Origin of the sequence: Alloiococcus otitis ATCC 51267 (assembly GCF_000315445.1) — a bacterium.
GTDB classification, from domain to species: domain Bacteria; phylum Bacillota; class Bacilli; order Lactobacillales; family Carnobacteriaceae_A; genus Alloiococcus; species Alloiococcus otitis.
This window is the reverse complement of record NZ_JH992960.1, coordinates 69,368-91,274: the sequence shown is the minus strand read 5'-3', so window position 1 is coordinate 91,274 and position 21,907 is coordinate 69,368. Positions and strand designations below refer to the sequence as shown.

The window sequence follows — 21,907 nt, the reverse complement described above, 5'->3', positions numbered from 1 at the left end:
TATACCACAGTGGTGGCTGCGGTTAATATTGTTTAAGGTCCCATTTTTCTTACTTAGCCTTGCAATTAATTATTTTACACAGATTTCGATTGGCTGGCTATGGACAGCAATTTTAGGAGTTGTCTTTTATGGCTTATTAGAATTAATAATTAGCTAGTAGAGTACAATTTTATATGGTGATGAAAAAATGGAATCAAAAGGTAATGATTCTACAAAATCTGACCTTGGTGAGAAATTCACCAAGGTCATTTTAGTTCTATAATATTTAGCGTTAGCAAGATTGCCCACCAAGATTTTTACTGAACTATTAGAGCTAGTCCCTCTTTTCTTAAAGAAGAACTTGGAAGAGAAAGAGAGAGCCCACCCCAGTCAAGATGGCATAAATCAGGTTTTTAGTCTTCACTGATACCAAGAGGACAATAAGGGAGGGGATAAGGAGGGGGTTTTCCAAGAGGTGGAAGGAGACTTGGTCTTCTACAAAGAAAACATCGGAGGCGACTAGGGCGGCAAAAATAGTTACCGGGATAAAGTTCATCCAAGCCTTGAATTTAGGAGAGAGATTTTTATTTTTCAACCAGACCATGGGCAGGAACTTGGTTGACAGGGTGATGGCTGCGAAAGCCGCTAAAAGAATAGGAAAATCATTATTCATGGCCTTGTCCCTCCTTGGTCCATTTTAATTGAAAGCCGATTAAGGATGCTAGCAAGGCCCCCACCACTATGCCCAGGGAGTTTTGCAAGATAACGAGGGCAATAATGGTAAAAACTACAGAAATCAAGCCAGCATATAAGTAGTAACGGTCTACAAACTGCTCAACTGTCATGCAGATAAACATGGCCGTTAGACCATAACTAATAATAGAGGTGTCCAAGTCAACCACGCTGACCAAGAGGGCTCCTAGTCCGGATCTTAGAACCCAAATGCCGTAGTTCAATAAGTTCAAAGCCAAGGCATGGTCTGCTGTCCAGTCAGGTTGACTAAACATGACTGTGTTCACACCAAAGCTTTCATCTGAGATGGTCATGCTAAAGAAAAAGTCGAACCAAGTAGTCTTTTGGCGGACATGGCGGGAGGAAGACATGGACATCAGGACAAAGCGGAGGCCTAAGAAGGCCAGGGTAATGATAATAGACACCAGGCTAGCTCCAGCCCCGTAGAGACCGGCTAAAAGAAACTGACCTGAACCGGAATACAAGACCGCGGAAGTAAGTAAAATCTGCAGGGGGGTAAAGCCAACCTGAAAGGAGACAATCCCGCAAACCAGGGAAAGAACAAGGTAGGAAACCATGACCGGAAAGGCCGGCTTGAGAACTTTTTTAAACATTTACATCACACCTTCTACGTTAATGAGTGGTTTAACCCGGCAGTGGCCAGGTTAAAATCAAAGAGCATACTGATAACCCCAGTATGCTCTTGAGGATAGGAGCCCGGCTTTAGAAGACGGGCTTTCTTGCTTGATGGGAGGTTGGCTACTTGGTTAAAACTTCTACCCCACTTGGTCGGCCCACTAGGACTCGGTCGGTCAAGCCGATAAAAAGACCGTGCTCCACCAGACCAGTATAGGATTTGAGTTGGGCTGCCAATTCTTGGACCTGGTCAATGTAGTCAAGCTTGAGGTCGATGATGTAGTTGTTGTCATCGGTTAAGTACTTTTGGCCCTGGTCATCTAAACGCCAGCTAGGCTTGAGCTGGTCTGCCACCAATTGGTCAAATAGGTGCTGGCTACCAAATTTGACCACCTCAACAGGTAATGGGAAGGCCCCTAGCTGGTCCACCAACTTGGATTCATCGACAATCCAGATATTTTGTTTGGAATGCTGGGCCACAATTTTTTCGTAAAGGTGGGCCCCGCCTCCCCCCTTGATCCCGTTAAATTGGGGGTCCACCTCATCAGCTCCGTCAATGGTCAAATCAATTCGCTCAACCTGGTCCAGGGGAAGGGTGGGAATGCCCAAGCTCCTCGCCTTGTCCTTGGTCCGGTTGGAAGTTGTGACAGCTGTTATGGACAAGTTTTCTGCCTTCAGCCGCTTGCCCAAACCCTCGAGTAGGTAGGCTACTGTCGAGCCTGTGCCAAGACCAACCACCATACCATCTTCAACGTATTCGGCCGCCTGATAGCCAACTGCTTTCTTTAAGTCTGTCATGACGCCTGCCCCTTTCTAACTAATCCTCCCCTATAATGCGAACTTCACGTTCCAGCTTAACCTTGTAAATCCGGTAGACTTCTTCTTGGATATGTTGGATCAACTCTTGGTAGTCGCTGGCGGTAGCATTGCCTATATTAATGATAAAACCGGCATGTTTTTCGGATACCTGGGCTCCACCATGGACCAATCCTTGAAGGCCAGCATCCTGGATTAATTTCCCCGTAAAGTGGCCTTCAGGTCTTTTAAAGACTGACCCACAAGAGGGGTATTCCAGCGGTTGTTTGGATTCTCTAAGGTAGGTTAATTCATCCATCTTTTCCTTGATAGTGATGTAGTCGCCCGACTCCAATTTAAAGGTCACGGAGACTACTATATCGTCTTCTTCCATCAAATAACTGTGGCGGTAGGAGAAGTTCATTTCCGCATTACTATAGGTCTTCAACTGGCCATGCCGGGTCAAGACTTGGACACTTTCAACACAATGCTGGACTTCCCCACCGTAAGCCCCAGCGTTCATGTAAACAGCCCCGCCTGTACTACCCGGTATGCCACAAGCGAATTCCAAGCCAGTTAAGCTATGGTCCAAGGCAGCCTGGCTAACATCGATAATAGCTGCTCCAGCGCCCGCAGTGATCCGGTTCTCTTCGTGACAAATGGTTTTAATGCCGGTGGTAATGATGGTAATCCCTCTTATCCCACCATCTTTTACGATCAGGTTGCTAGCATTGCCTAAGATAGTGAGGGGGAGATCGCCAGCTTGGTATTCCGGACTTTGGTTGATCCACTTGATAATCGTCACAATTTCATCGATGGATTCTGGGAAAATCAAAATGTCAGCCGGGCCACCTGTTCGAGTGTAAGAGTAATAGGACAAGGGTTCATCTTTTTTGATGTTGCTTTCGGGAAAGGCTTCTACGATACGATCAAATAACATTTTACTAATCCTTTACTTTATGATACATAAATCTTTTGCTTTCAACTACTAATAAAGTCTAAAATATGATACGATCATTCTATCACGAATAAAAGAAGATATCGAAAAAGATTTTCTTGCCTTAGGGAGATTTTACTTTTATCTTTTTAATAAAAAAATAATTTAAAAGACTTGTTTTCAGTCCATCCAGTCGCTATAATTACTTTAGTATTATAAATCAATACGGGAGTAACTGACAGATTTCTGTTCCAGTGCCACCAACCGAAACGATGGCTTTTTTGTTTCTGGTACTGGATTAAATAGTGAGACGTATGTAAAAGTCCTAGCTTTTGCATGCGTCTTTTTTTAATCCTGTCTGTGCTCTTTTAAAGGAGAAAGGATCAACTATGACCAAACCATATTACGCTATGAAGCAAGATGAGGCTTTAAGCCATTTGGATGCTAGCTTAGAGGGCTTATCTGACAACCAAGTCCAGGACCGGCTCGACCGATACGGCCCCAACCAAATCCAAGACCAGGAGCAAAAGTCCACCCTTAAAATGTTCCTAGAAAATTTCAAAGACCCCATGGTGATCATCCTCTTGCTCGTGGCCCTGGTCCAAATTTTCTTGGGTGAGATTTTTGAATCCCTAGTTGTCCTAGCCATTGTTATCCTCAGTGCCATTATTACAGTGGTTCAGGAGAAAAAAGCAGCTGAATCCCTAGAGTCCCTCCGCAACCTGTCTTCTCCCACAGCAGTAGTTTACCGCAATGACCAGCAAGTTGAAGTTGAAGCAGACCAAGTTGTCCCCGGTGATCTGGTTCATTTGGAAGTTGGCGATCAGGTCCCAGCAGACGGCCTCTTGCTAGAAGCTAAAAGTCTGCAGGTGGACGAAGGAGCCTTAACCGGAGAATCAGTCCCTGCCAGTAAGGAAGTCGGCCAAGTAGAAGAGAAAACACCCCTAGCTGACCGAATTAACATGGTCTACAGTGGCACCCTGGTCACCAATGGTCGAGGAAAATTTTTAGTAACCGAAACCGGTAACCAGTCGGAAATGGGTAAAATTGCCTCTTTGATCCAGTCAGCCAAGACCAAGGAAACCCCTCTCCAGGTCCAGGTTGGGAAATTTTCTGTGAAGTTGGGCTGGGGCATCTTAATCCTTTCTCTCTTTATATTTGCCCTTTCAAGTTACCGAATTTTGACCATGGGGACTTCCAACCTTACCCTTTCCTTAGTCAATGCCTTTATGTTCGCTGTGGCAGTAGCTGTTGCTGCGATTCCTGAAGCTCTCCAGTCCATCATTACTATTGTTCTCTCCACAGGGACCAACAAAATGGCTAAAAGACATGCCATCATCCGCCGCCTACCAGCAGTGGAAACACTGGGATCAACCTCTATTATCTGCTCAGACAAGACCGGGACCTTGACCCAAAACAAGATGACGGTAGTGGATGGCTTCCTACCTGACCAAGACCAAATCTTCCAAGATGAGGATCCAGACAAATGGTCCCCGGCAGAAGACCTCCTCTATAAAATCGCCATCTTGGCAAATGATTCCTATGTCAACCAGGAAGGGACTCTAGCAGGTGATCCAACTGAAGCAGCCTTTATTCTCTTGGCCCAAGATTTAGACTTAGACTATCAAGACCTCCGCGACCGCTATCCTCGAATCGCCGAGCTCCCCTTTGACTCTGACCGGAAGTTGATGTCCTCCCTCCATGAAATTGACGGAGACCAAATGATGCTAACCAAGGGGGGACCTGATGTCGTTTTCGACCGGGCCAACCGCATTCTTAAAGACGGCCAGGTCCAAGACCTTAGCCAAGAAGATAAAGAAGCCTTTATCCAGGCTAATGAAGACTTTGCTGAAGAAGCCAAACGAGTCTTGGCCTTTGCCTATAAAGACCACCCTTCCGATAACTTAGACCTAGATGATGAAAATGACCTTATCCTGGTGGGTTTGATGGCTATGATCGACCCACCCCGACAAGAGGTTTACGATGCTATCCAAACTGCCAAAAATGCCGGCATCCGGCCAATTATGATCACCGGAGACCACAAGACAACCGCCCAGGCCATTGCCCAGGACTTGGAAATCTTCCGTGAAGGTGATTTGGCTGTCACTGGTAGTGAGTTAGATGACATGTCCGACCGAGAATTGGAAGAGAAGTTGGAATCCATTTCAGTCTATGCCCGGGTCACTCCTGAAAACAAAATCCGGATTGTCGATGCTTGGCAAGCCAAAGACAAGGTTACGGCTATGACTGGGGACGGGGTTAACGATGCCCCTGCCCTTAAACAAGCTGACATCGGTGTGGCCATGGGGTCAGGAACGGATGTCGCAAAAGATGCTGCTGCCATGATCTTGACCGATGACAACTTCGTCTCCATTATCAATGCGGTTGAAGTTGGCCGGAATGTCTACAGTAATATTAAAAAATCGATTTCCTACCTCTTCTCCGGAAACCTTGGGGCTGTCTTGGCTATTATCGTGGCCTTGATCTTAAATTGGGTGGCCCCATTTACCACCATCCAGCTTCTCTTTATTAACCTGGTCAACGACGCCCTCCCTGCTATTGCCCTCGGTGCGGAGCCGATTGAAGCCCAACTGATGCAGGAGGACCCAAGAGACCCCAATGAAGGTCTCTTTGCTGGTGGAACCCTGGAAAATATCCTCTTTAGGGGGATTACCATAGCCCTGGCCGTTATCCTGTCCCAGTATATTGGTTTATCCTACAGCGTTGAAATCAGCGTGGCCATGGCCTTCACAACCCTCATCTTATCCAGAAGTCTCCAGGTTTTCCCAGCCCGGTCTAAAAACCTGACCATTGCTGAATTGGGCTTCACTTCCAACAAATACATCCTCCTTGCCTTCCTCGTCTGCATGGCCTTGTACGGTTTGACCCTCCTTCCTATTGCCCGGGACCTCTTCAGCATTCCCGACTCCTTTGGCCTAGTCCACTGGGGGATCGCTTCCGGCCTAGCCCTAGCTACCACCATCATCATGGAAGTGAAAAAATTAATCTTTAACCACTAAGTCAAAACTATCACCCCATTGAGCAGAAACAGCAAAAGAGCTAAGGTCTTCCCTTAGCTCTTTTCTGCTGGTCTATTCGTCTAAATGAACCTGGTCTAGGAGGGCTTGGTAGGCTTCTCCCTCAGCTTGCAAGTAAAAAGTCCGGTGGCCGGCTTGGTCAAAGTAATCCTTAATAGTAATTTTAAGGTGTTTTCTGGGCATGGCCTCCATTGCCTGGGAAGGCCACTCCACCACACAAAGACCAGGGCCGTCAAAATATTCTTCCAAACCTAGGTCTAGGGCCATGTCCAAGTCCAGCCGGTAGAGGTCCATATGGTAGAGAGGGAGATCGCCACCTTGGTATTCTCGGATAATCGTGTAGGTGGGACTTTTAATCATCCGGTCAATGTGGAGGGCCTGGGCCAAGCCCTTGGTAAAAGTTGTCTTGCCGGCCCCCAAGTCCCCTTCTAGTAAGAAGACCATCCCCGGCTTGACATATTGGGCTAGGGTCTGGGCTAGTTTATAGGATCCTTCTTGGTCTTTTACTTGTATTTCTTTCATCAACTCATTCTTTCTTATTTGTATAGTGGGATAGCCTTGGTTAAGTTGGCTACACCTTGACGAACTTGGTCGAGGACCTCTTCTTGGTCATTTGATTCCAATGCTTGGATAATCAAACGGGCAACTTGCTGGCAATCTTCTTCTTTGAAGCCCCGAGTGGTCACAGCCGGTGTCCCTAAGCGGATACCAGACGTCACTTGTGGTGACCGGGTTTCAAAAGGAATGGTGTTTTTATTAACGGTAATTTTGGCCTGGTCTAAAAGCTTCTCGGCCTCTTTACCGGTAAGGCCAAAACCTGTTACATCAAGGAGGAGCAAGTGGTTGTCCGTTCCATTCGAGATCAGTCGGGCCTTGTCTGATTGGGCAAAAACCTCTGCCATAGCTTTGGCATTCTTTTTAATCTGCTTAGCATAGTCTTTAAAGGCAGGCTGGGCAGCTTCTAAAAAGGCCACTGCCTTCCCAGCAATCACGTGTTCCAAGGGACCGCCCTGGCTACCGGGAAAAATAGCCGAGTTTAATTTTTTAGCATATTTTGCCTTGGCTAGGATTAAGCCTCCCCGAGGTCCCCGCAAGGTCTTGTGGGTAGTAGAGGTGATGACATCCGCATAAGGAACAGGGTCAGGATAGACGCCTGCTGCGACTAAACCAGCAAAGTGGGCCATATCCACCATCAGATAGGCACCAACCTCGTCAGCAATGTCTCTAAACTTCTTAAAGTCCAACTCCCTTGGATAGGCCGAGTAGCCAGCAATGATCATCTTTGGCTGGTGGTCTATGGCGAGTTGGCGGACTTGGTCGTAGTCAATTAGTTCTGTTTCCTTGTTAACTCCGTAGTGGACAGCATGATACAAAATGCCAGAAAAGTTAACCGGAGACCCGTGGGTTAAGTGCCCCCCGTGGCTCAAGTCCATACCCAAGTAAGTGTCCCCAGGCTGGAGCAGGGCTTGGAAGACGGCGTTATTGGCCTGGGACCCGGAGTGGGGTTGGACATTGGCATAATCAGCTTCGAACAAGTCTTTGACCCGGTCTATGGCCAACTGCTCGATGACATCGACAAATTCACAGCCCCCATAATAGCGTTTGCCAGGGTAGCCTTCTGCGTACTTGTTGGTCAAAATAGACCCTTGAGCCTGTAAAACTTCTTCAGAGACAAAGTTTTCAGAAGCAATCAATTCAATATTGTCTTCTTGTCTTTGCCTCTCCTTCTCAATTGTTGCAAAAATTTCTTTGTCAAAATATTGCTTGGTCATTCCTGTTTCCTCCTCTATCTTACCACACCACTAGGGTTAAATCTTATCGTCTGGCTGAGTTTTTTCTATTCGTTTCAAGTTTTGGATCAAAATCCAAGCTTTTACACAAGTTTGGCCAATGTTCTTTAGGCTTTAATCACTGGCTTGGTTTATGTCGCCTCCGCCTATATTTTTGTTAAACCACTTGTCAATCAGAACGGCAATGGCGTTGTCGCCTGAAATATTGGTGGCTGTTCCAAAGCTATCCTGGGCAATATAGAGGGAGACCAGTAAAGAAGCCAGGGCACCAGACGGGTCGATCCCCACCATCCCCAAGAAAGGTAAGGCTGCCATGATGGCCCCGCCTGGAGCTCCTGGTGCCGCAACCATGGCAATCCCTAAGGTGATGATAAAAGGCCCGATGATGCCATAATTAGAAGGCATGTCGTTCATCATGAGAACAGCCATGACACAGGAGGTAATGGTAATCATACTCCCCATCAGGTGGGCGGTCGCACAGAAGGGGACAACAAAGTCACGAATTTTTTGTGAGACACCGTTTTTTCTTGCGATTTCTAAGTTAATAGGGATAGTAGCCGCTGATGATTGGAGTCCAACAGCCGCAATATAGCCGGATAATTGGTTTTTGATTAAAGTCCATGGGTTCTTGCCAGCATAGGACCCGGCCAAGACAAACCAGAGGATGATAAAGACCCAGTGCAGGATAAGTATGACCAAGAAGACCCGCCAAAAAACAGACAAGATAGTGCCAAAAGTTCCAGCGTAAGATAGGTTGATAAAGTTCCCGAAGATAAAGAAAGGCAAGAGGGGGACGATAAATCTTTCCAGGACAAAGATAACGGATTGGTTAAATTCATCGAAAAAATTGTACATGGCATAGGACTCTTTGTTAGTTCGCAACCAGGAAATAGTGATCCCGAACATAAAGGCAAAGACGATAGCAGAAGTCACTTCAAACATGGCTGGAATTTCGACCGTAAAAATCGGAGCCAAGCCCTCCCCTTCTGCTTCACCTACAAAGGTGCCTACTTCAATAAATAAAGGGAAAACAAAATTCGCAACTAAATAGGCGACCGTCCCGGCTATTAAAGTGGACAGGTAAGCAATACCAGCAGTAGCCCCTAAAAGCCGGCCAGCCCCTTCGGACAGGTCGGCTATCCCTTTAACAATAAAACCAACAATCATTAAGGGGATAAAAAAGCTTAAAATATTCCCGAACAAATCGGAAAAGGTTACCGGGATTTGCAAGATAATCTCTGGGATAAATGTCATTTGACCGACCAGGGCACCAAGGATAATAGCTACAATCAACTGGGGCAGGAGCCCAAATTTTTTCTTCTTTTTTTCCTGACTCATTAGGAAACCTCCTCAGTTTTCAAAAAGATTGGACTAAGTATACAACTGTTTAAGTCGGCAAGACAAGATAAATCATACTTGAACCCTCCTTTTTTCTTGTGAAATCACTATTAAAGAAAACGCTTTCTTATATTCTGCTTATAAAATAGCATGATCCAACCGGGAATGCAAGGCCATTTTAATGACCAATAAATGAGTTATCCTTTAGATTTATTCTATTATATTATCAGGAACTTCTCTTGTCTAGTTTTATTTGGGTCACATGCACAGTCAGTAAGAAAAGAGCTAAGGGACAGTACCCTTAGCCCTTTTAATATTTATCTATACATAAGTCTTTGATCTTAAGATCTCTTTCTAGCCTTGTTTTAGAAGGCGATTGACCAATTCCTGACTTGGCTGAGGATGGATTAGAACTGCCTGATCTGCACCAATATAGCAAAAGCTTCGTCTAGTGTGAAAGCTGCCAGATAAAATTTTTACTTACCTTGGCTAGCTTGGTTACTGTTGGTATTTTTGTTAAACCATTTATCAATTAAAACCGCGATTGCATTGTCCCCTGAAATATTTGTCGCTGTACCAAAGCTGTCCTGGGCCATATGAAGGGAAACCAGAAGGGAAGCCAGACTACCAGAAGGGTCAATCCCTACCATGGTCAGGAAGGGCAAGGCCGATATAATGGCTCCCCCTGGGGCTCCAGGGGCTGCTACCATAACAATACCTAAGGTGATGATGAAAGGAGCCATGATAGTAAAGTCATTGGCCATATCATTTAGCATCAGAACGGCCATTACACTGGAAGTGATGGAAATCATACTCCCCATCAAGTGGGCTGTTGAACAAAAGGGAATGACAAAATCACGAATTTCCTTGGAAACCCCATTCTTTTGAGCAATTTCCAAGTTGATAGGAATAGCGGCAGCAGAAGATTGGAGACCAACAGCTGCAATATAACCGGTTAATTGGTTCTTGATTAAATCCATGGGCTTCTTACCAGCATAGGTTCCCGCAATAATAAACCAAAGAATAATGAAGACCCAATGAAGGGTGATAATGATGAGAAAGACCCGCCAAAAGACTGAAAAGATTGCCCCAAAAGTTCCTGTGTAGGACAAGTTAACAAAATTGCCAAAGATAAATAAGGGGAGAAATGGAACAATAAATTTATCAAGGATAAGACTGACCGACTGGTTAAATTCATCAAAAAAGTTATACATGCCATAGGAATTTTTTTTGCTTCTTAACCATGAAATGGTAATGCCAAACATAAAGGAAAAGACAATGGCCGAGGTCACCTCAAACATAGGCGGAATCTCCACCATAAAAATGGGATCTAAGCCTTGACCTGTGACTTCAACTGTTGCCTGGCCTGGTTGGATAAATAAGGGAAAAACCCAACTGGCTATGAGGTAGGCAACCAATCCTGCAATTAAGGTAGACAAGTAGGAAATACCTGCAGTCGCCCCAAGTAGGCGACCTACCCCTTCTGACAAGTCGGCAATCCCTTTCACAATAAAGCCAACGATCATCAAGGGGATAAAAAAATTCAGAATGTTCCCAAACAGGTCTGAAAAAGTCACCGGTATTTGTAAGATAAAGTCCGGAATAAAAGACATCTGACCTACCAAAGCCCCCAAGGCAATCGCAGCGATTAATTGCGGCAAGAGTCCAAGTTTCTTCTCTTTGTTTTCCTTACTCACAAGGAAACCTCCTCTATTTTTTAATAATATAATACAATGCTTCTATACAAATCGTTATTATACTATATTATTAATTAATAGCCAATAACCCTGTAAGCAATAGACCTTTTTATATAAAATATTTATAATCATTCATGCAATTTATCACCTAACATTCAAGAAATACAATTCTTTTTAAGTTCAACTATTATATTTACAATAATATCCTTATTGGTCCTTCCTTACTTTCAGCTAGATTTAAATTATGGACATAGCTCATAAAACTAGTCTGACAATCGATTTAAGTCACGAAAGCTCGTAAGGCAAGTGAAGGGGTGTTATTACTGCGCATTTAAAAATGAATAAAGTGCAAATATTGACTGACTCTTATCTTTTCTATATACTTATTATTACTTAGTAATCACTTTTTAATAAGGGAGTGACCTTCATGAAAATTCACAAACTCATCACCGGGCCTGTCCAGGAAAACTGTTACATTCTGGAAAAAGATGGCCAGGCCCTGGTGGTTGACCCGGGTTCGGACGGGGAGCGGATCATTCATAAAATTGAAGACCTGAACTTAAAGCCTCTTCACATCCTCCTGACCCACGCCCACTTTGACCATATTGGAGCCTTGGACCAGGTTAGGGACTATTACCATATCCCGGCCAGCATCCATGAAATCGAAAAGGACTACCTACTTGACCCTGACCTAAACTTTTCTAGCATGACGGGGCAGCCCTTTACCTGCCAGCCTGCCGACCACTTGTTTACAGAGGAAGTTGAGTTAGAGATAGGACCCTTTGACTTTAAAGTAGTCCACACTCCCGGCCACTCTCCTGGGTCTGTTTCCTTTATTTTCCAATCTGACAAACAAGTTATCGCTGGCGACGCCCTCTTCAGGGAAAGTATCGGCCGGACTGATTCCTTTAATGCTGATGGCCCAACCTTGCTGGACAGTATCCAGACCAAACTCCTTAGCCTAGACGATGACTTTACTGTTTACCCAGGCCATGGTCAGGCTACAAGTATTGGCCATGAGAAAAGCTACAACCCATTTTTCTAATTCCCAACTGTAAAAAAATAGACTATCATTCTTGGAAAGGATTTGATCAAAATGGATCAAAATACTGCTAACCAGCAGCAAAATTCTGGTTTCTTCGCCTGGATTGAGCGGGTCGGGAACAAGCTCCCCCACCCTGTTTTTATTTTTATCATCTTGGCGGCTATCGTCATCCTTGCTTCAGGTATTGCTGACTTATCTGGACTCGCCCTAGACTATACCGACCCAACTGGTGAAGAAGTGACCGTGGCTGCTGAATCCCTCCTAAGTGTGGATGGGATTAACTATATCTTTAACAGCGCCGTGGAAAACTTCACTTCCTTCGCTCCACTGGGAACAGTACTGGTGGCTATGTTAGGGGTCGGGATTGCAGAATGGACCGGTCTGATTTCCTCAACCTTGAAGAACTTGCTCTCCGATGTCCCTCCCTTCCTCTTGTCAGCTGCTGTGGTCTTTGCCGGGGTCATCTCTAACATTGCCTCAGATGTCGGTTACGTTGTTATCATCCCTCTAGGTGCTGTTATTTTTGCCGGAGCTGGCCGCCACCCCATTGCCGGTTTAGCTGCTGCCTTCGCTGGAGTTTCAGCTGGTTTCTCTGCCAACTTATTGCCCGGTCCAACTGATGCCCTCTTGGTTGGGATTACTGAAGAAGCCTTGGATGCAGCGAATATTACATACGATATTCAAGTAACTGCTAACTGGTACTTCATCATTGCTTCCTCTTTCGTTTTGACCATCGTGGGGGCCATCGTGACAGACAAGTTTGTGGAACCCAAATTAGGTGAATACAATGGGGAGTTTGTCCCAGACCAAGAGCCCTTGACCGACCTTGAACACCGAGGCCTGCGCAATGCCTTGATTGCTCTGATCATTTACGCAATCGTCATGGTTTACCTCATGTTTGACTTCAACCTCCCTTTCAGTGGAATCCTCCAATCCTTTGACGAAACTGCTGAAGCAGTCAACTTGAACAACTTCATGTCAGCTGGTTTGCTCTTGGCTATCTTCTTCCTCTTTGCCATACCAGGTACCGTTTACGGTGTAACCATTAACAAGATTAAAGATACCAAAGACTGGGTAACAGGCATGTCTGAAGCCATGAGCTCCATGGGGGCTTACATTGTCTTAGCTTTCTTTGCGGCCCAACTGATTAATTACTTTAACTACACCAACTTAGGGACCATTATTGCTGTTGCCGGAGCTAACTTTCTTGAATCCATTTCTCTAACTGGTATCCCCCTCATCTTAGGTTTTGTCTTGGTGGCTGCCTTTATCAACCTCTTCATCGGTTCAGCTTCAGCCAAATGGGCTATCCTATCCCCCATCTTCACACCAATGTTCTATAACCTAAACTTAACCCCTGAGATGACCTTGATGGCCTACCGGATTGCCGACTCTACCACCAATATTATTTCACCACTGATGAACTACTTTGCTATGGTGATTGTCTTCACCCAACGCTATGACAAGGACTCGGGGATTGGAACCCTAATTTCAACCATGTTGATCTACTCGATTACCTTCTTAATCACCTGGACCATCCTCTTGATCATCTGGTACCTCTTGGGTCTCCCACTTGGTCCAAATGCACCTATTGCCTTTTAAGTCTTAACAAGACTGGAATAAAAAAAGTCAATCCCACCAGTTTTTGGCAGGATGGCTTTTTTACCATTGTAACATTAAGTCTTAGCAGGATAGACCGAACAAGTCTATTTGTTTAGCTCTTTATTTTTGCAGCCTAGTCTACTAGTCTTGATTTTGCCGCTGGACCCAGTCCAGGACAACAGTGGCATTGTCCCGGCTACTTTCTACTTTGGAGATGGTTTGAACTTGTCCGTCTTCTTCTGGACTCAAGCTGGTTTTAACGGTGACCTCTTCCCCTTCTAAAACTTCCTTGTCATACTTGATGGACAAAGATTGAACCCGGTGGCGGTTCATAAAATCAACCCCCAAGGACTGGATGGCCCATTTAAGGTAAATAGTAAAGTTCACGTGGTTATTGATATCAATATCAAAATAAGTAACTTCAAAATGGTCTCCCTCTGAAGCCTGGTCAGGGTCAAATTCAGGCGTCTTCATCCGGCGAATTCTTTTTTCGTAGTCTGCCCCGTATAGGGTCATGATGTCTGGGTCTAACCGGGCCAGTTTGCGTTTGGTCATATCGAACCAGGCATAGGTGACCGTAGACTGGACAACCAGGTCCCCTTGTTCATCATAAGCATCAATTTGCCGGTAGCAAAAAAGTTTGTTGTAACCTGTGGCATAGGTCTCCACCCTTAGCTTTTCACCAGCATCTGGCTGGCGATCAATGTCCATGTCAAATTTGAGAATTATCCAAGACAGGTTTTTCTCTTTGAAATAAGCTTCAAGTTCTGCCTCTTGACCGAGTTCTTCACTTTGCTGGCCTAAGACAGATACTAAAATGGAGCTCAGGGTGGTTAAAGGAATATTACGGTAACGGTCACTTAAATAAGGGGGTAGGGTAAATTCTCTGGTAAATTTATTTCCGGTCATTCTTTCTGCCTCCTGCTTGGTCTATCTTTTTTTCACAAAAGTCACGTGTTTTTTATTTTACATCTTTATGACCTAACTTTGCAATAGTAAGCGTTTGGTGACCAATCAAACACGGCTAAAAAAGAAAAAGGCTAGCCAGACTTAGGTCTAGCTAGCCTTTCTTCTCACCTCGGCCTTTCAACCCTAAAAGACTTCATTTTCATCAATCTGCATCTGAATCATCCGGTTCATCTGAATCAGCAGCAGGATCAATTTTTTCAACCAAAACTTCATTGACCCGCCGCTTTTGCGCATCCAAGACTAAAAATTCGTAACCCTCATAAATGAAAGAGTCATTGGACTCGGGCACCCGCTCCAATTGCTCTATCATAAAACCTGAGACGGTATTGGATAACCAGTCATCTAAAACAGGCAAGTTGAGGCTAGCTAGGAGTTTTTCGATCGGGTAGGTCCCCTTGACCCGGATTTTAGACCCTTCCTCAAGAACCTCTATCTCATTTTCAACTTCATCCGTTTCATCCCAAATTTCGCCAACCAACTCCTCTAGGGCATCTTCCATGGTGGCAATACCGGTCATCCCCCCATGCTCATCGACGACAACAGCCATATGGTTCTTGTTGCGTTGCATAAGGCGGAGGAGGTCAAAAAGCTTGATCATAGGTGGGACATAGAGGACTTCGGTCACTAAGTTGACCACCGACTGGACTTTCAAGGCCCCCCTCTGCTTGGCTCTTAAGTAGCGGTTAAAGTCCTTTTGGTGAAGGACTCCCACCACGCTGTCCACGGATTCATCATAAACAATAAGTCGAGAAAAGGGGTTTTGGTCAAAGGTCTCTTCAATGGTATCATCACTGTCTTCTATATCCACCCCTACCACGTCAACCCGGGGTGTTAGGATGGAAGAGACTTCGACATCATCAAATTCAATAGCTGCCTTGACCAATTTATGCTCTTCTGACTCAATCGACCCGTCCACCCGGGCTTCATCTACCATGGACAGGAGTTCTTCTTCACTAAGGGACTCTGAAGGAGAGATTGGGACGATTATTTTTACCAACTTTTGCCACTGACCGAGCAACCAAATCAAGGGTTTAAAGAGGACCAGTAAGAAGTTTAAGACGGGTGAAGTCATCTTGGCGATGGGTTCGGGAACCATCTTGGCCAGTAATTTTGGGGTTATTTCAGCCAAGATCAAGAGAAGGATGGTGGTTACAATAGTAGAAATGGTGGCCCCATATCTGGGGTAAAGGTCAACGAAAAAAACCGTTGCGATAGCTGAAGCAGCGATATTGGCAAAGTTATTGCCAATTAAGATGGTGGATAAAACATCATCGAAATTCTCTTGCAATTTCAAGGTGCGGGCTGCCTGCTTGTCTCCATTTTTGGCCTGGATTTTCAGCTTGGTTTCCCTAACTGAGGTAAAAGCAGTTTCAGACGAGGAGAAATAAGCTGAAAGCACCACAAAAAACAAGAATATAAGGATACTGGACAAATAATTTGAATCCATTTACTGTTAAAGCCTCCGATTGCGACCAATAAAAATTTTCCGTATTTTTTTCGCTATTATACCATTAATGATTACTGGCAACAATTAATCATACTTGATTTGAATTCCCTTCTTGTCCCTCAAGTAGTTCATCAAAACAATGGCACAGCCCTTGATAATAGCATAAGCTGGTAAGATCAAGACCATCCCCAAGACACCAAAAGCGTCTTTGGCAAAGATAACCAAGACCACGACTGTCACTGGGTGCAGGTCCAAGCTGTTGCCCATAACAAATGGAGTGAAGACATAGGACTCGATTTGCTGGAGGATGGTAATTAATACCACCAAGGCCAAAGCTCGCAATGGAGACATGGATAGGGCTACAAAGAAGGCTGGGGCTGCCCCGATAAAGGGACCGAAGTAAGGGATTAAGTCAGCAACAGCACTGAAGAGACCAAAGAGCATGGCATTGGGCAATCCAAGTAGGAGGTAAATAATATAAGAAGAGATTCCTACAAACACGCAGACCAAGACCCGGCCCCCAATGTATTTTTTGGCGTTTTCGTGGAAAGCGGTTAATAAATCTAAGGCAAGTGTCTTGTACTTGGGTGAGACAAATTGCAAGATATTCTTAGGGACCTTTTCGTTTTCTTTAAAGAGGTAGATCAAGACCAAGGGAACAGTGGCGATAATGACCAAGGAATTGATGGTCACCGACAGAAAGTTCCCAAAGCCAGAGGTTAACTGGTTTAAAATATTAGTTAAGATATTCGTTACAGAAAGGTCTAAGTTGCTAAGGTAATTGTAGACTTCTTGGCTAGAAATATTGTATTCATCGACTAAACTTTCAATAAAAGCCACCAAGTCACTGACAATCCCCGGTGTAATCGAAATGAGATTGGAAATCTGCTTGATAATTTCAGGTAAAAAGGCCGAAATAAGAAAATAGAGAATGAGAATAATGAGAAGAAGGACTAGGGGAATAGTGATCCCATCATTATGTATCTTCTTATCTAGGAATTCATAGACGGGCAAAAAGATATAAAAGATAAAGCCTGTAATTAGAAAGATAGGAAAGAGACTTTCAAACAAGGCACCGATCGGGTAGAATATAAAGTCAACCGTAGAGAAAACCATGATAGCCAAGCCAACTAGGATGACCGCCACCAGTATGGCAAATAGTTTTGATTTTTTTAAATACTGCATATCATACTCCTTTTCCACTACTTTGACCGACTATAAACATGCCTAGTTATAACCAGCTAGTTAGCCGACCAAAGTCTTGCCTGTAGATTTCAGCCTGTCTACTCTATAATAAGTTTAGGAGGAATCATTATGAGAGATACACAAGCAATAATTAATTTAAAGCATTTAGAAGACAATGTCAAAGCCTTAACCAAACATATTTCAAAAAATAGTAAATTATGTGGCGTGGTCAAGGCCAATGCCTATGGTCACGGGGCTGTAGAAGTGGCTAAAAGACTCCAAGCGACCGGAGTGGACTTCTTGGCTGTTGCCTTGGCTCAAGAAGCCATCGAGTTAAGACAAGCCGGCATTGACCTACCGATCTTGGTTTTGACCCCGGTCACCAATGAAGAGGAACTCGAGCTAGTCATTCAAAACAAAATCCGAATCACCTGTTTTAGACCAGACCATGCCCGAGTCATCAACCGTCTAGCCCAAGCATTAAACACCAAAGCCTACGTCCACTTGAAGGTGGATTCCGGCATGTCCCGGATCGGCGTCCAAAACGCCGACCAAGGGCAAGCAGTTTTAGAAGAACTAGAAGACCGAAACTGCCTGGTTGAGGGGATCTACACCCACTTTGCGGATGCAGATAATATGGACGAAGAGGACTTTACCCGCCAGCAATTTGACCACTTCCAAACTGTTTTCCAAACTTTAGAAGACCAGGGTCACCACTTTGCTATCAAGCATGCCTGTAACTCTGCTGCTACCCTCCGCTTTCCGGAATACCACTTAGACATGGTCCGGGTGGGAATCTGCCTTTACGGTTATCCGCCAGCCTCAGATATGGCTGGTTTGGTTGACCTGAAACCCTTGATGACCGTCAAGACCAAACTAGCCCATGTCAAACCCTTAGAAAAAGAGCGTTATATCGGCTACAACCGGACCTATCAGATGGACCAGGATGGGAAAATTGGTACCCTGGTTATTGGCTATGCTGACGGGGTCTTCCGCAGTTTATCCAATAAGGGCTACTTCCTCTACCAAGGTCAAAAATTGCCGATTGTGGGCCGGGTTTGCATGGACCAATTAATGGTAGACCTCAGCCAGGTCCCAGATATTGAAGTTGGGGATGAAGTCACCTGGTTCAGCCCTGAAAGCCAAGATACCTATTCCCTCTTTGAAATCGGCGACCAGGCTGTTAGCTCCCACTATGAAATCCTCACCCGGATCAGCCCCCGCATCCCTCGAATCTACCAAGGCTAATAAAAAGAGCTAGGGGCTTTTAGCCCCCAGCCTTTTTTGTTTATGGATAAATTGGCAGGTTTAACCTGCGTTTTCGTCTCCTGCTTCTTCTTCCTCTACCGCTTCTTCACCGGTAGGGTCTTCTACAGTCGCATCCTCTTCAGTTGTTTCTTCTTCAGTTGCGGGTTCTTCTGTTGCAGGTTCTTCCTCAGCTGGCTCTTCATTGTTGTTACAAGCTACTAAGAAAGATCCAGCTAAGATAGAAGTTAACATTAAGCGAGTTAATTTTTTCATAACTGCCACTCCTTATTATTTTGTGAAGCGCTTGGCTTCTTGACTAAATTATATCAATTATGCGTTTACATTGCTAGTTATTATTAATTATATTTTAGCTTATTATATTATTATATAATTAATGGCCATGAAAAACGACTGATACATAGTTTGACCTTGGTGGGGTTTCACCAGGGTCATTCTTAAACAGAAAGGCCGGCATGGTTTCCCCTAGGGTAGACACTTATAAAGTGTACTGACTCAATCAGGATTTGAAAATTCTCGTATAACAATTGTTACTTGAGAAAAATTTTGAAATATTCTCGAATAACGCAAGTTGTTTGAGAAAAACTCAAATAATTCTCGAATAACATAAGTTGTTTGAGAAAAAGCTCAAATAATTCTCGAATAACGTAAGTTGTTCGAGAATAATGAGGTGGATGATGGTCCCTCCTACTATAGAACAATGGGGCTATTAAACCAACAAGGTCAAGAAGAGAAGATAACAAAAACTCCAAGCCTTTCAGCCTGGAGTTTTTGTGTCCCATCTTTTACATATTAGTTAGCTCGGTAAATTTTAATGCCACTTTGACGGCCAAAGCTTTGAGCTTCAGCTGGGCTAGATACCAATAAGTCGATGGTATTGCCGTTGATGGCACCACCAGTGTCAGCTGCTACTGCAGTGAACCGACTACCGTTAGGCATTTCAACAATGACAGTTGAGTTAAGTGGGATGACATTAGGGTCAACTGCAATAATGCGACGGCCGTTAGAGTAGATGGTGTTGGATACGTCAGTTCCGTTAGCTGTAACGGTGCTTGGGGTTAAACCGTCACCTATAGCGTAAGCAGTTGCGTTGAAGGTTCCGATGAAGCTACCAGTGTTTGCAGAAGCTTGGTCTTGACCTTGGTTAGAAGCTGGTTGAGCGACAACTTGGCCTGCTTGGTCGTTAGCTTCCTGATCTTGAGCTGCTTCTTGGGCTTGTTCTGGAGCTTGTTCAGCTTCTTGGGCTTGAGCTTCAGCTTGTTCTTGATTTTGGTCTTCTTGAACAGGTGCTTCAGCTTGTTCTTGCCTGTCTTCTTCTCTTTCAGTGACTTCTTGCGGAGTTTCGGTTTCTTTAACTTCTTCGCTTACCTCATAACTTTTCAATTGGTCATTTTCGTCTTTAACAGAAAGGACTGAGTTGTCGTCACTCAAGTAAATGGTGTTACCAGTAATAATCAAGTGGCGGTTGGCAATGTCGTTGACTTGGGTTAGGGCGTCAACTGAAATGCCAGTCGCTTCAGAAATTCCCCAAAGAGTGTCTCCATCTTTAATGGTGTATTCAACTGGTTCAGATTCTTCTTGGTTGGCCTTTTCTTCTTGGATGTCAGCGTGGATTTCTTCCACGGTTCTTGGGGTCCAAGTAGCGGCCTCTACGTCTGCTTGGTTGGCAAAGACACTTGAAAGCAAGGCAGCTGCACCAGTTGCGATCAATTTATTCCGTAATTTCATGGTGAATGTCTCCTTATAAATAGTATTTTTTCTATTTCCTTTAGCACATTCATCATACTATCACGTTTTCGGCATAAAAAAAGAGGGAGGGCCCATTTGTTACCTCCCCTTAGTTGCTTTGTATTATTCCATTAAACTTAACATCTCTTTGTCACATTTGTAACACTGACGACTTTTTCCTATGGCTTTATCGGACTACTTTTAGCTAGTAACCTGGTGGAAGTCATTAAAGTAATTGCGGAAGGCCATGTAGCTGGCTATGATGCCGGCAATGCTGGAGGCCGAAACCAGCATAAACATGATGACAATTTGGTAGCGGATGGCTAGGATGGGGCTAACCCCAGCAAAGATGAGGCCAGACATCATCCCCGGCAGGCTAACCAGACCCACTGTTTTAGTCGAGTCAATGGTTGGGCTGATCCCGGTCTTAATGGCCTGGGCAATCATCGACTTGGATGCTTGGAGAGGACTGGCTCCTAGGGTCAACATTTCCTGAACTTCCTGCTGGTGGTCTTTAAACTGCTGGTCCAAGGATTGGAAAGTGAGCCCCACCGCCACCATAGCCCCATTGGCAATCATCCCGGTGATCGGGACGACCTGGGTGGGGACTAGGTCAATGGCCCCGGTCACGACAAGGAGCAAGAGGCTAACTAGGCTGGAGAACCCGATAGCTGTCAGGGATATTTTAAGCGAACCTGACATGCCTTTGCTTCTTTGATGGCTGTTGTAAGAGGCATTAAAGATAATAAAGGCGATCATCAAAAGGGTTAAGACAAGCTGGTCGATAGCAAAAATATATTCCAGGACAAAACCAATGATAAAAAGCTGGATTACTGCCCGGACCCCAGCGATGACAATATCCTTGGACAGGCCCAAACTTTCCTTGTAAGAGATTACAATAGCAACGACCAGTAAACTTGTCGACAGTAAAAGCGACAAGTTATTAATTTCTACACTTCCTTCCAAGCTTTAATCGACCATCCTTCCATCAGCGATCTGAATTTTGCGACTAGACCGGTTAATATCTTCTTCCTTGTGGCTTACCGATAAGATGGTTGCTCCTTGAGTCAATAAGTCTTCAAGCAAGTCTTGGATAATCTGGCTGGTCTCACGGTCCAAAGAAGAGGTGATTTCATCCAAGAGCAAGACCAGTGGTGGAAATAAGAGGTTGCGGACCAGAGCCACCCTCTGTTTTTCCCCACCAGAAATATCTTGAATTGACTTGTCTAAAATAGACTGGTCGAGCTTGACCCGGCCAAGCAAGTCAAGAGCCCGGTCCTGGTCAAAATTTAAATGGCGGATTTGATAGGGAAAGCTGAGATTATCTCTTACGGTTTGGCCAAACAAGACGGGATTCTGAAAAAAATAAGACACCTTTTTCCGGTAATCTAAGATGTCTTGGGCAAATATATCCTGGCCTTTAAAATAAATGGTCCCACTCGTGGGTTTGATGAGGCTGGCGACTAATTTTAACAGGCTAGATTTGCCACTCCCTGATGGCCCGTAGAGGGTGACAAAGTCTCCTTGGCTGATGGCAAAAGAAATATCTTGTAAAATAATCTTGTCCTTGAGTTCTAAGCAAACCTGGTCAAGCTGGATTAAGCTTCCCATTTTGCCAACTCCCTTCATCAATAGACTTAGGATTTTAGTATAGCAAGTAAAAGTATAGTTTATGTAAAGATTACTGCTGCTAAGTTAAAAATTTAAGGGGTAAAGAGTTAAA

The 21,907-nt window shown here is 44.6% G+C and carries 19 protein-coding genes; 4 read left to right on the top strand and 15 right to left on the bottom strand.

Features of this window, described 5'->3' with window-relative positions:
* Window positions 1-328 precede the first annotated feature (328 nt).
* The 4 genes from HMPREF9698_RS06430 to murB all read right to left on the bottom strand — a co-directional run bounded on the left by HMPREF9698_RS06430 (window position 329) and on the right by murB (window position 3,082).
* Entirely contained in the window at window positions 329-652 is a 324-nt protein-coding gene (locus HMPREF9698_RS06430; RefSeq protein ID WP_003778496.1) for an AzlD domain-containing protein, read from the bottom strand.
* Window positions 645-1,325 carry an AzlC family ABC transporter permease gene (locus HMPREF9698_RS06425; protein ID WP_003778494.1) on the bottom strand — a complete coding sequence of 227 codons (681 nt, stop codon included), beginning with the start codon at window positions 1,323-1,325 and terminating at the stop codon, window positions 645-647. The genes HMPREF9698_RS06430 and HMPREF9698_RS06425 overlap by 8 nt, the downstream gene beginning before the upstream one ends.
* 145 nt (window positions 1,326-1,470) lie before the next feature.
* Window positions 1,471-2,145 carry a ribose-5-phosphate isomerase RpiA gene (gene rpiA, locus HMPREF9698_RS06420; protein ID WP_003778492.1) on the bottom strand — a complete coding sequence of 225 codons (675 nt, stop codon included), beginning with the start codon at window positions 2,143-2,145 and terminating at the stop codon, window positions 1,471-1,473.
* Between the two features lie 19 nt (window positions 2,146-2,164).
* On the bottom strand, window positions 2,165-3,082 hold the full coding sequence (murB, locus tag HMPREF9698_RS06415; protein WP_003778490.1) for a UDP-N-acetylmuramate dehydrogenase: 918 nt from the start codon (window positions 3,080-3,082) through the stop codon (window positions 2,165-2,167).
* Between the two features lie 386 nt (window positions 3,083-3,468).
* Between murB and HMPREF9698_RS06410 the strand changes: the two genes are divergently transcribed.
* Window positions 3,469-6,099, top strand: a complete 2,631-nt coding sequence (locus HMPREF9698_RS06410; RefSeq protein WP_003778489.1) for a cation-translocating P-type ATPase — start codon at window positions 3,469-3,471, stop codon at window positions 6,097-6,099.
* Between the two features lie 72 nt (window positions 6,100-6,171).
* On the opposite strand, the gene tsaE is transcribed toward HMPREF9698_RS06410, so the two are convergent.
* From tsaE to HMPREF9698_RS06390, 4 genes are all read right to left on the bottom strand, one after another.
* Window positions 6,172-6,639: a tRNA (adenosine(37)-N6)-threonylcarbamoyltransferase complex ATPase subunit type 1 TsaE gene (tsaE, locus tag HMPREF9698_RS06405; protein WP_003778486.1), complete on the bottom strand. Its 468-nt coding sequence runs from the start codon at window positions 6,637-6,639 to the stop codon at window positions 6,172-6,174.
* A gap of 14 nt (window positions 6,640-6,653) precedes the next feature.
* The gene (gene glyA / locus HMPREF9698_RS06400) at window positions 6,654-7,889 is read right to left on the bottom strand and encodes a serine hydroxymethyltransferase (RefSeq protein WP_003778483.1); all 1,236 of its coding nucleotides are present in this window, start codon (window positions 7,887-7,889) and stop codon (window positions 6,654-6,656) included.
* 132 nt (window positions 7,890-8,021) lie between these two features.
* Complete coding sequence (locus HMPREF9698_RS06395; RefSeq protein WP_003778481.1) at window positions 8,022-9,245, bottom strand: dicarboxylate/amino acid:cation symporter; 1,224 nt, start codon at window positions 9,243-9,245, stop codon at window positions 8,022-8,024.
* A 476-nt stretch (window positions 9,246-9,721) separates the two neighbouring features.
* Window positions 9,722-10,942, bottom strand: a complete 1,221-nt coding sequence (locus HMPREF9698_RS06390) for a dicarboxylate/amino acid:cation symporter (RefSeq protein ID WP_003778480.1) — start codon at window positions 10,940-10,942, stop codon at window positions 9,722-9,724.
* A gap of 427 nt (window positions 10,943-11,369) precedes the next feature.
* Between HMPREF9698_RS06390 and HMPREF9698_RS06385 the strand changes: the two genes are divergently transcribed.
* Entirely contained in the window at window positions 11,370-11,987 is a 618-nt protein-coding gene (locus HMPREF9698_RS06385) for an MBL fold metallo-hydrolase (protein ID WP_003778478.1), read from the top strand.
* A gap of 51 nt (window positions 11,988-12,038) precedes the next feature.
* The gene (locus tag HMPREF9698_RS06380; RefSeq protein WP_003778476.1) at window positions 12,039-13,589 is read left to right on the top strand and encodes an AbgT family transporter; all 1,551 of its coding nucleotides are present in this window, start codon (window positions 12,039-12,041) and stop codon (window positions 13,587-13,589) included.
* A gap of 141 nt (window positions 13,590-13,730) precedes the next feature.
* Here the strand turns inward: HMPREF9698_RS06380 and HMPREF9698_RS06375 are convergent, their stop codons facing one another.
* The 3 genes from HMPREF9698_RS06375 to HMPREF9698_RS06365 all read right to left on the bottom strand — a co-directional run bounded on the left by HMPREF9698_RS06375 (window position 13,731) and on the right by HMPREF9698_RS06365 (window position 17,190).
* Window positions 13,731-14,498: an acyl-[acyl-carrier-protein] thioesterase gene (locus tag HMPREF9698_RS06375; RefSeq protein ID WP_003778473.1), complete on the bottom strand. Its 768-nt coding sequence runs from the start codon at window positions 14,496-14,498 to the stop codon at window positions 13,731-13,733.
* A 202-nt stretch (window positions 14,499-14,700) separates the two neighbouring features.
* A complete protein-coding gene (locus tag HMPREF9698_RS06370) occupies window positions 14,701-16,005 on the bottom strand; it encodes an HlyC/CorC family transporter (RefSeq protein ID WP_003778472.1) in 1,305 nt (434 codons plus the stop codon).
* 84 nt (window positions 16,006-16,089) lie between these two features.
* Entirely contained in the window at window positions 16,090-17,190 is a 1,101-nt protein-coding gene (locus HMPREF9698_RS06365) for an AI-2E family transporter (protein ID WP_003778470.1), read from the bottom strand.
* Between the two features lie 129 nt (window positions 17,191-17,319).
* Between HMPREF9698_RS06365 and alr the strand changes: the two genes are divergently transcribed.
* The gene (alr, locus tag HMPREF9698_RS06360) at window positions 17,320-18,438 is read left to right on the top strand and encodes an alanine racemase (protein ID WP_003778468.1); all 1,119 of its coding nucleotides are present in this window, start codon (window positions 17,320-17,322) and stop codon (window positions 18,436-18,438) included.
* A gap of 60 nt (window positions 18,439-18,498) precedes the next feature.
* Here alr and HMPREF9698_RS06355 read toward each other — a convergent pair whose 3' ends face one another.
* From HMPREF9698_RS06355 to HMPREF9698_RS06340, 4 genes are all read right to left on the bottom strand, one after another.
* Window positions 18,499-18,711, bottom strand: coding sequence for a hypothetical protein (locus HMPREF9698_RS06355; protein WP_003778465.1), 213 nt, complete (start codon window positions 18,709-18,711; stop codon window positions 18,499-18,501).
* 537 nt (window positions 18,712-19,248) lie between these two features.
* Window positions 19,249-20,184: a 3D domain-containing protein gene (locus tag HMPREF9698_RS08520; RefSeq protein ID WP_003778464.1), complete on the bottom strand. Its 936-nt coding sequence runs from the start codon at window positions 20,182-20,184 to the stop codon at window positions 19,249-19,251.
* A 201-nt stretch (window positions 20,185-20,385) separates the two neighbouring features.
* Window positions 20,386-21,150 (bottom strand): ABC transporter permease, encoded by a 765-nt coding sequence (locus HMPREF9698_RS06345; protein WP_003778462.1) that lies wholly within the window; start codon window positions 21,148-21,150, stop codon window positions 20,386-20,388.
* A 3-nt stretch (window positions 21,151-21,153) separates the two neighbouring features.
* Window positions 21,154-21,795, bottom strand: coding sequence for an ABC transporter ATP-binding protein (locus tag HMPREF9698_RS06340; protein WP_003778460.1), 642 nt, complete (start codon window positions 21,793-21,795; stop codon window positions 21,154-21,156).
* Window positions 21,796-21,907: the final 112 nt, after the last annotated feature.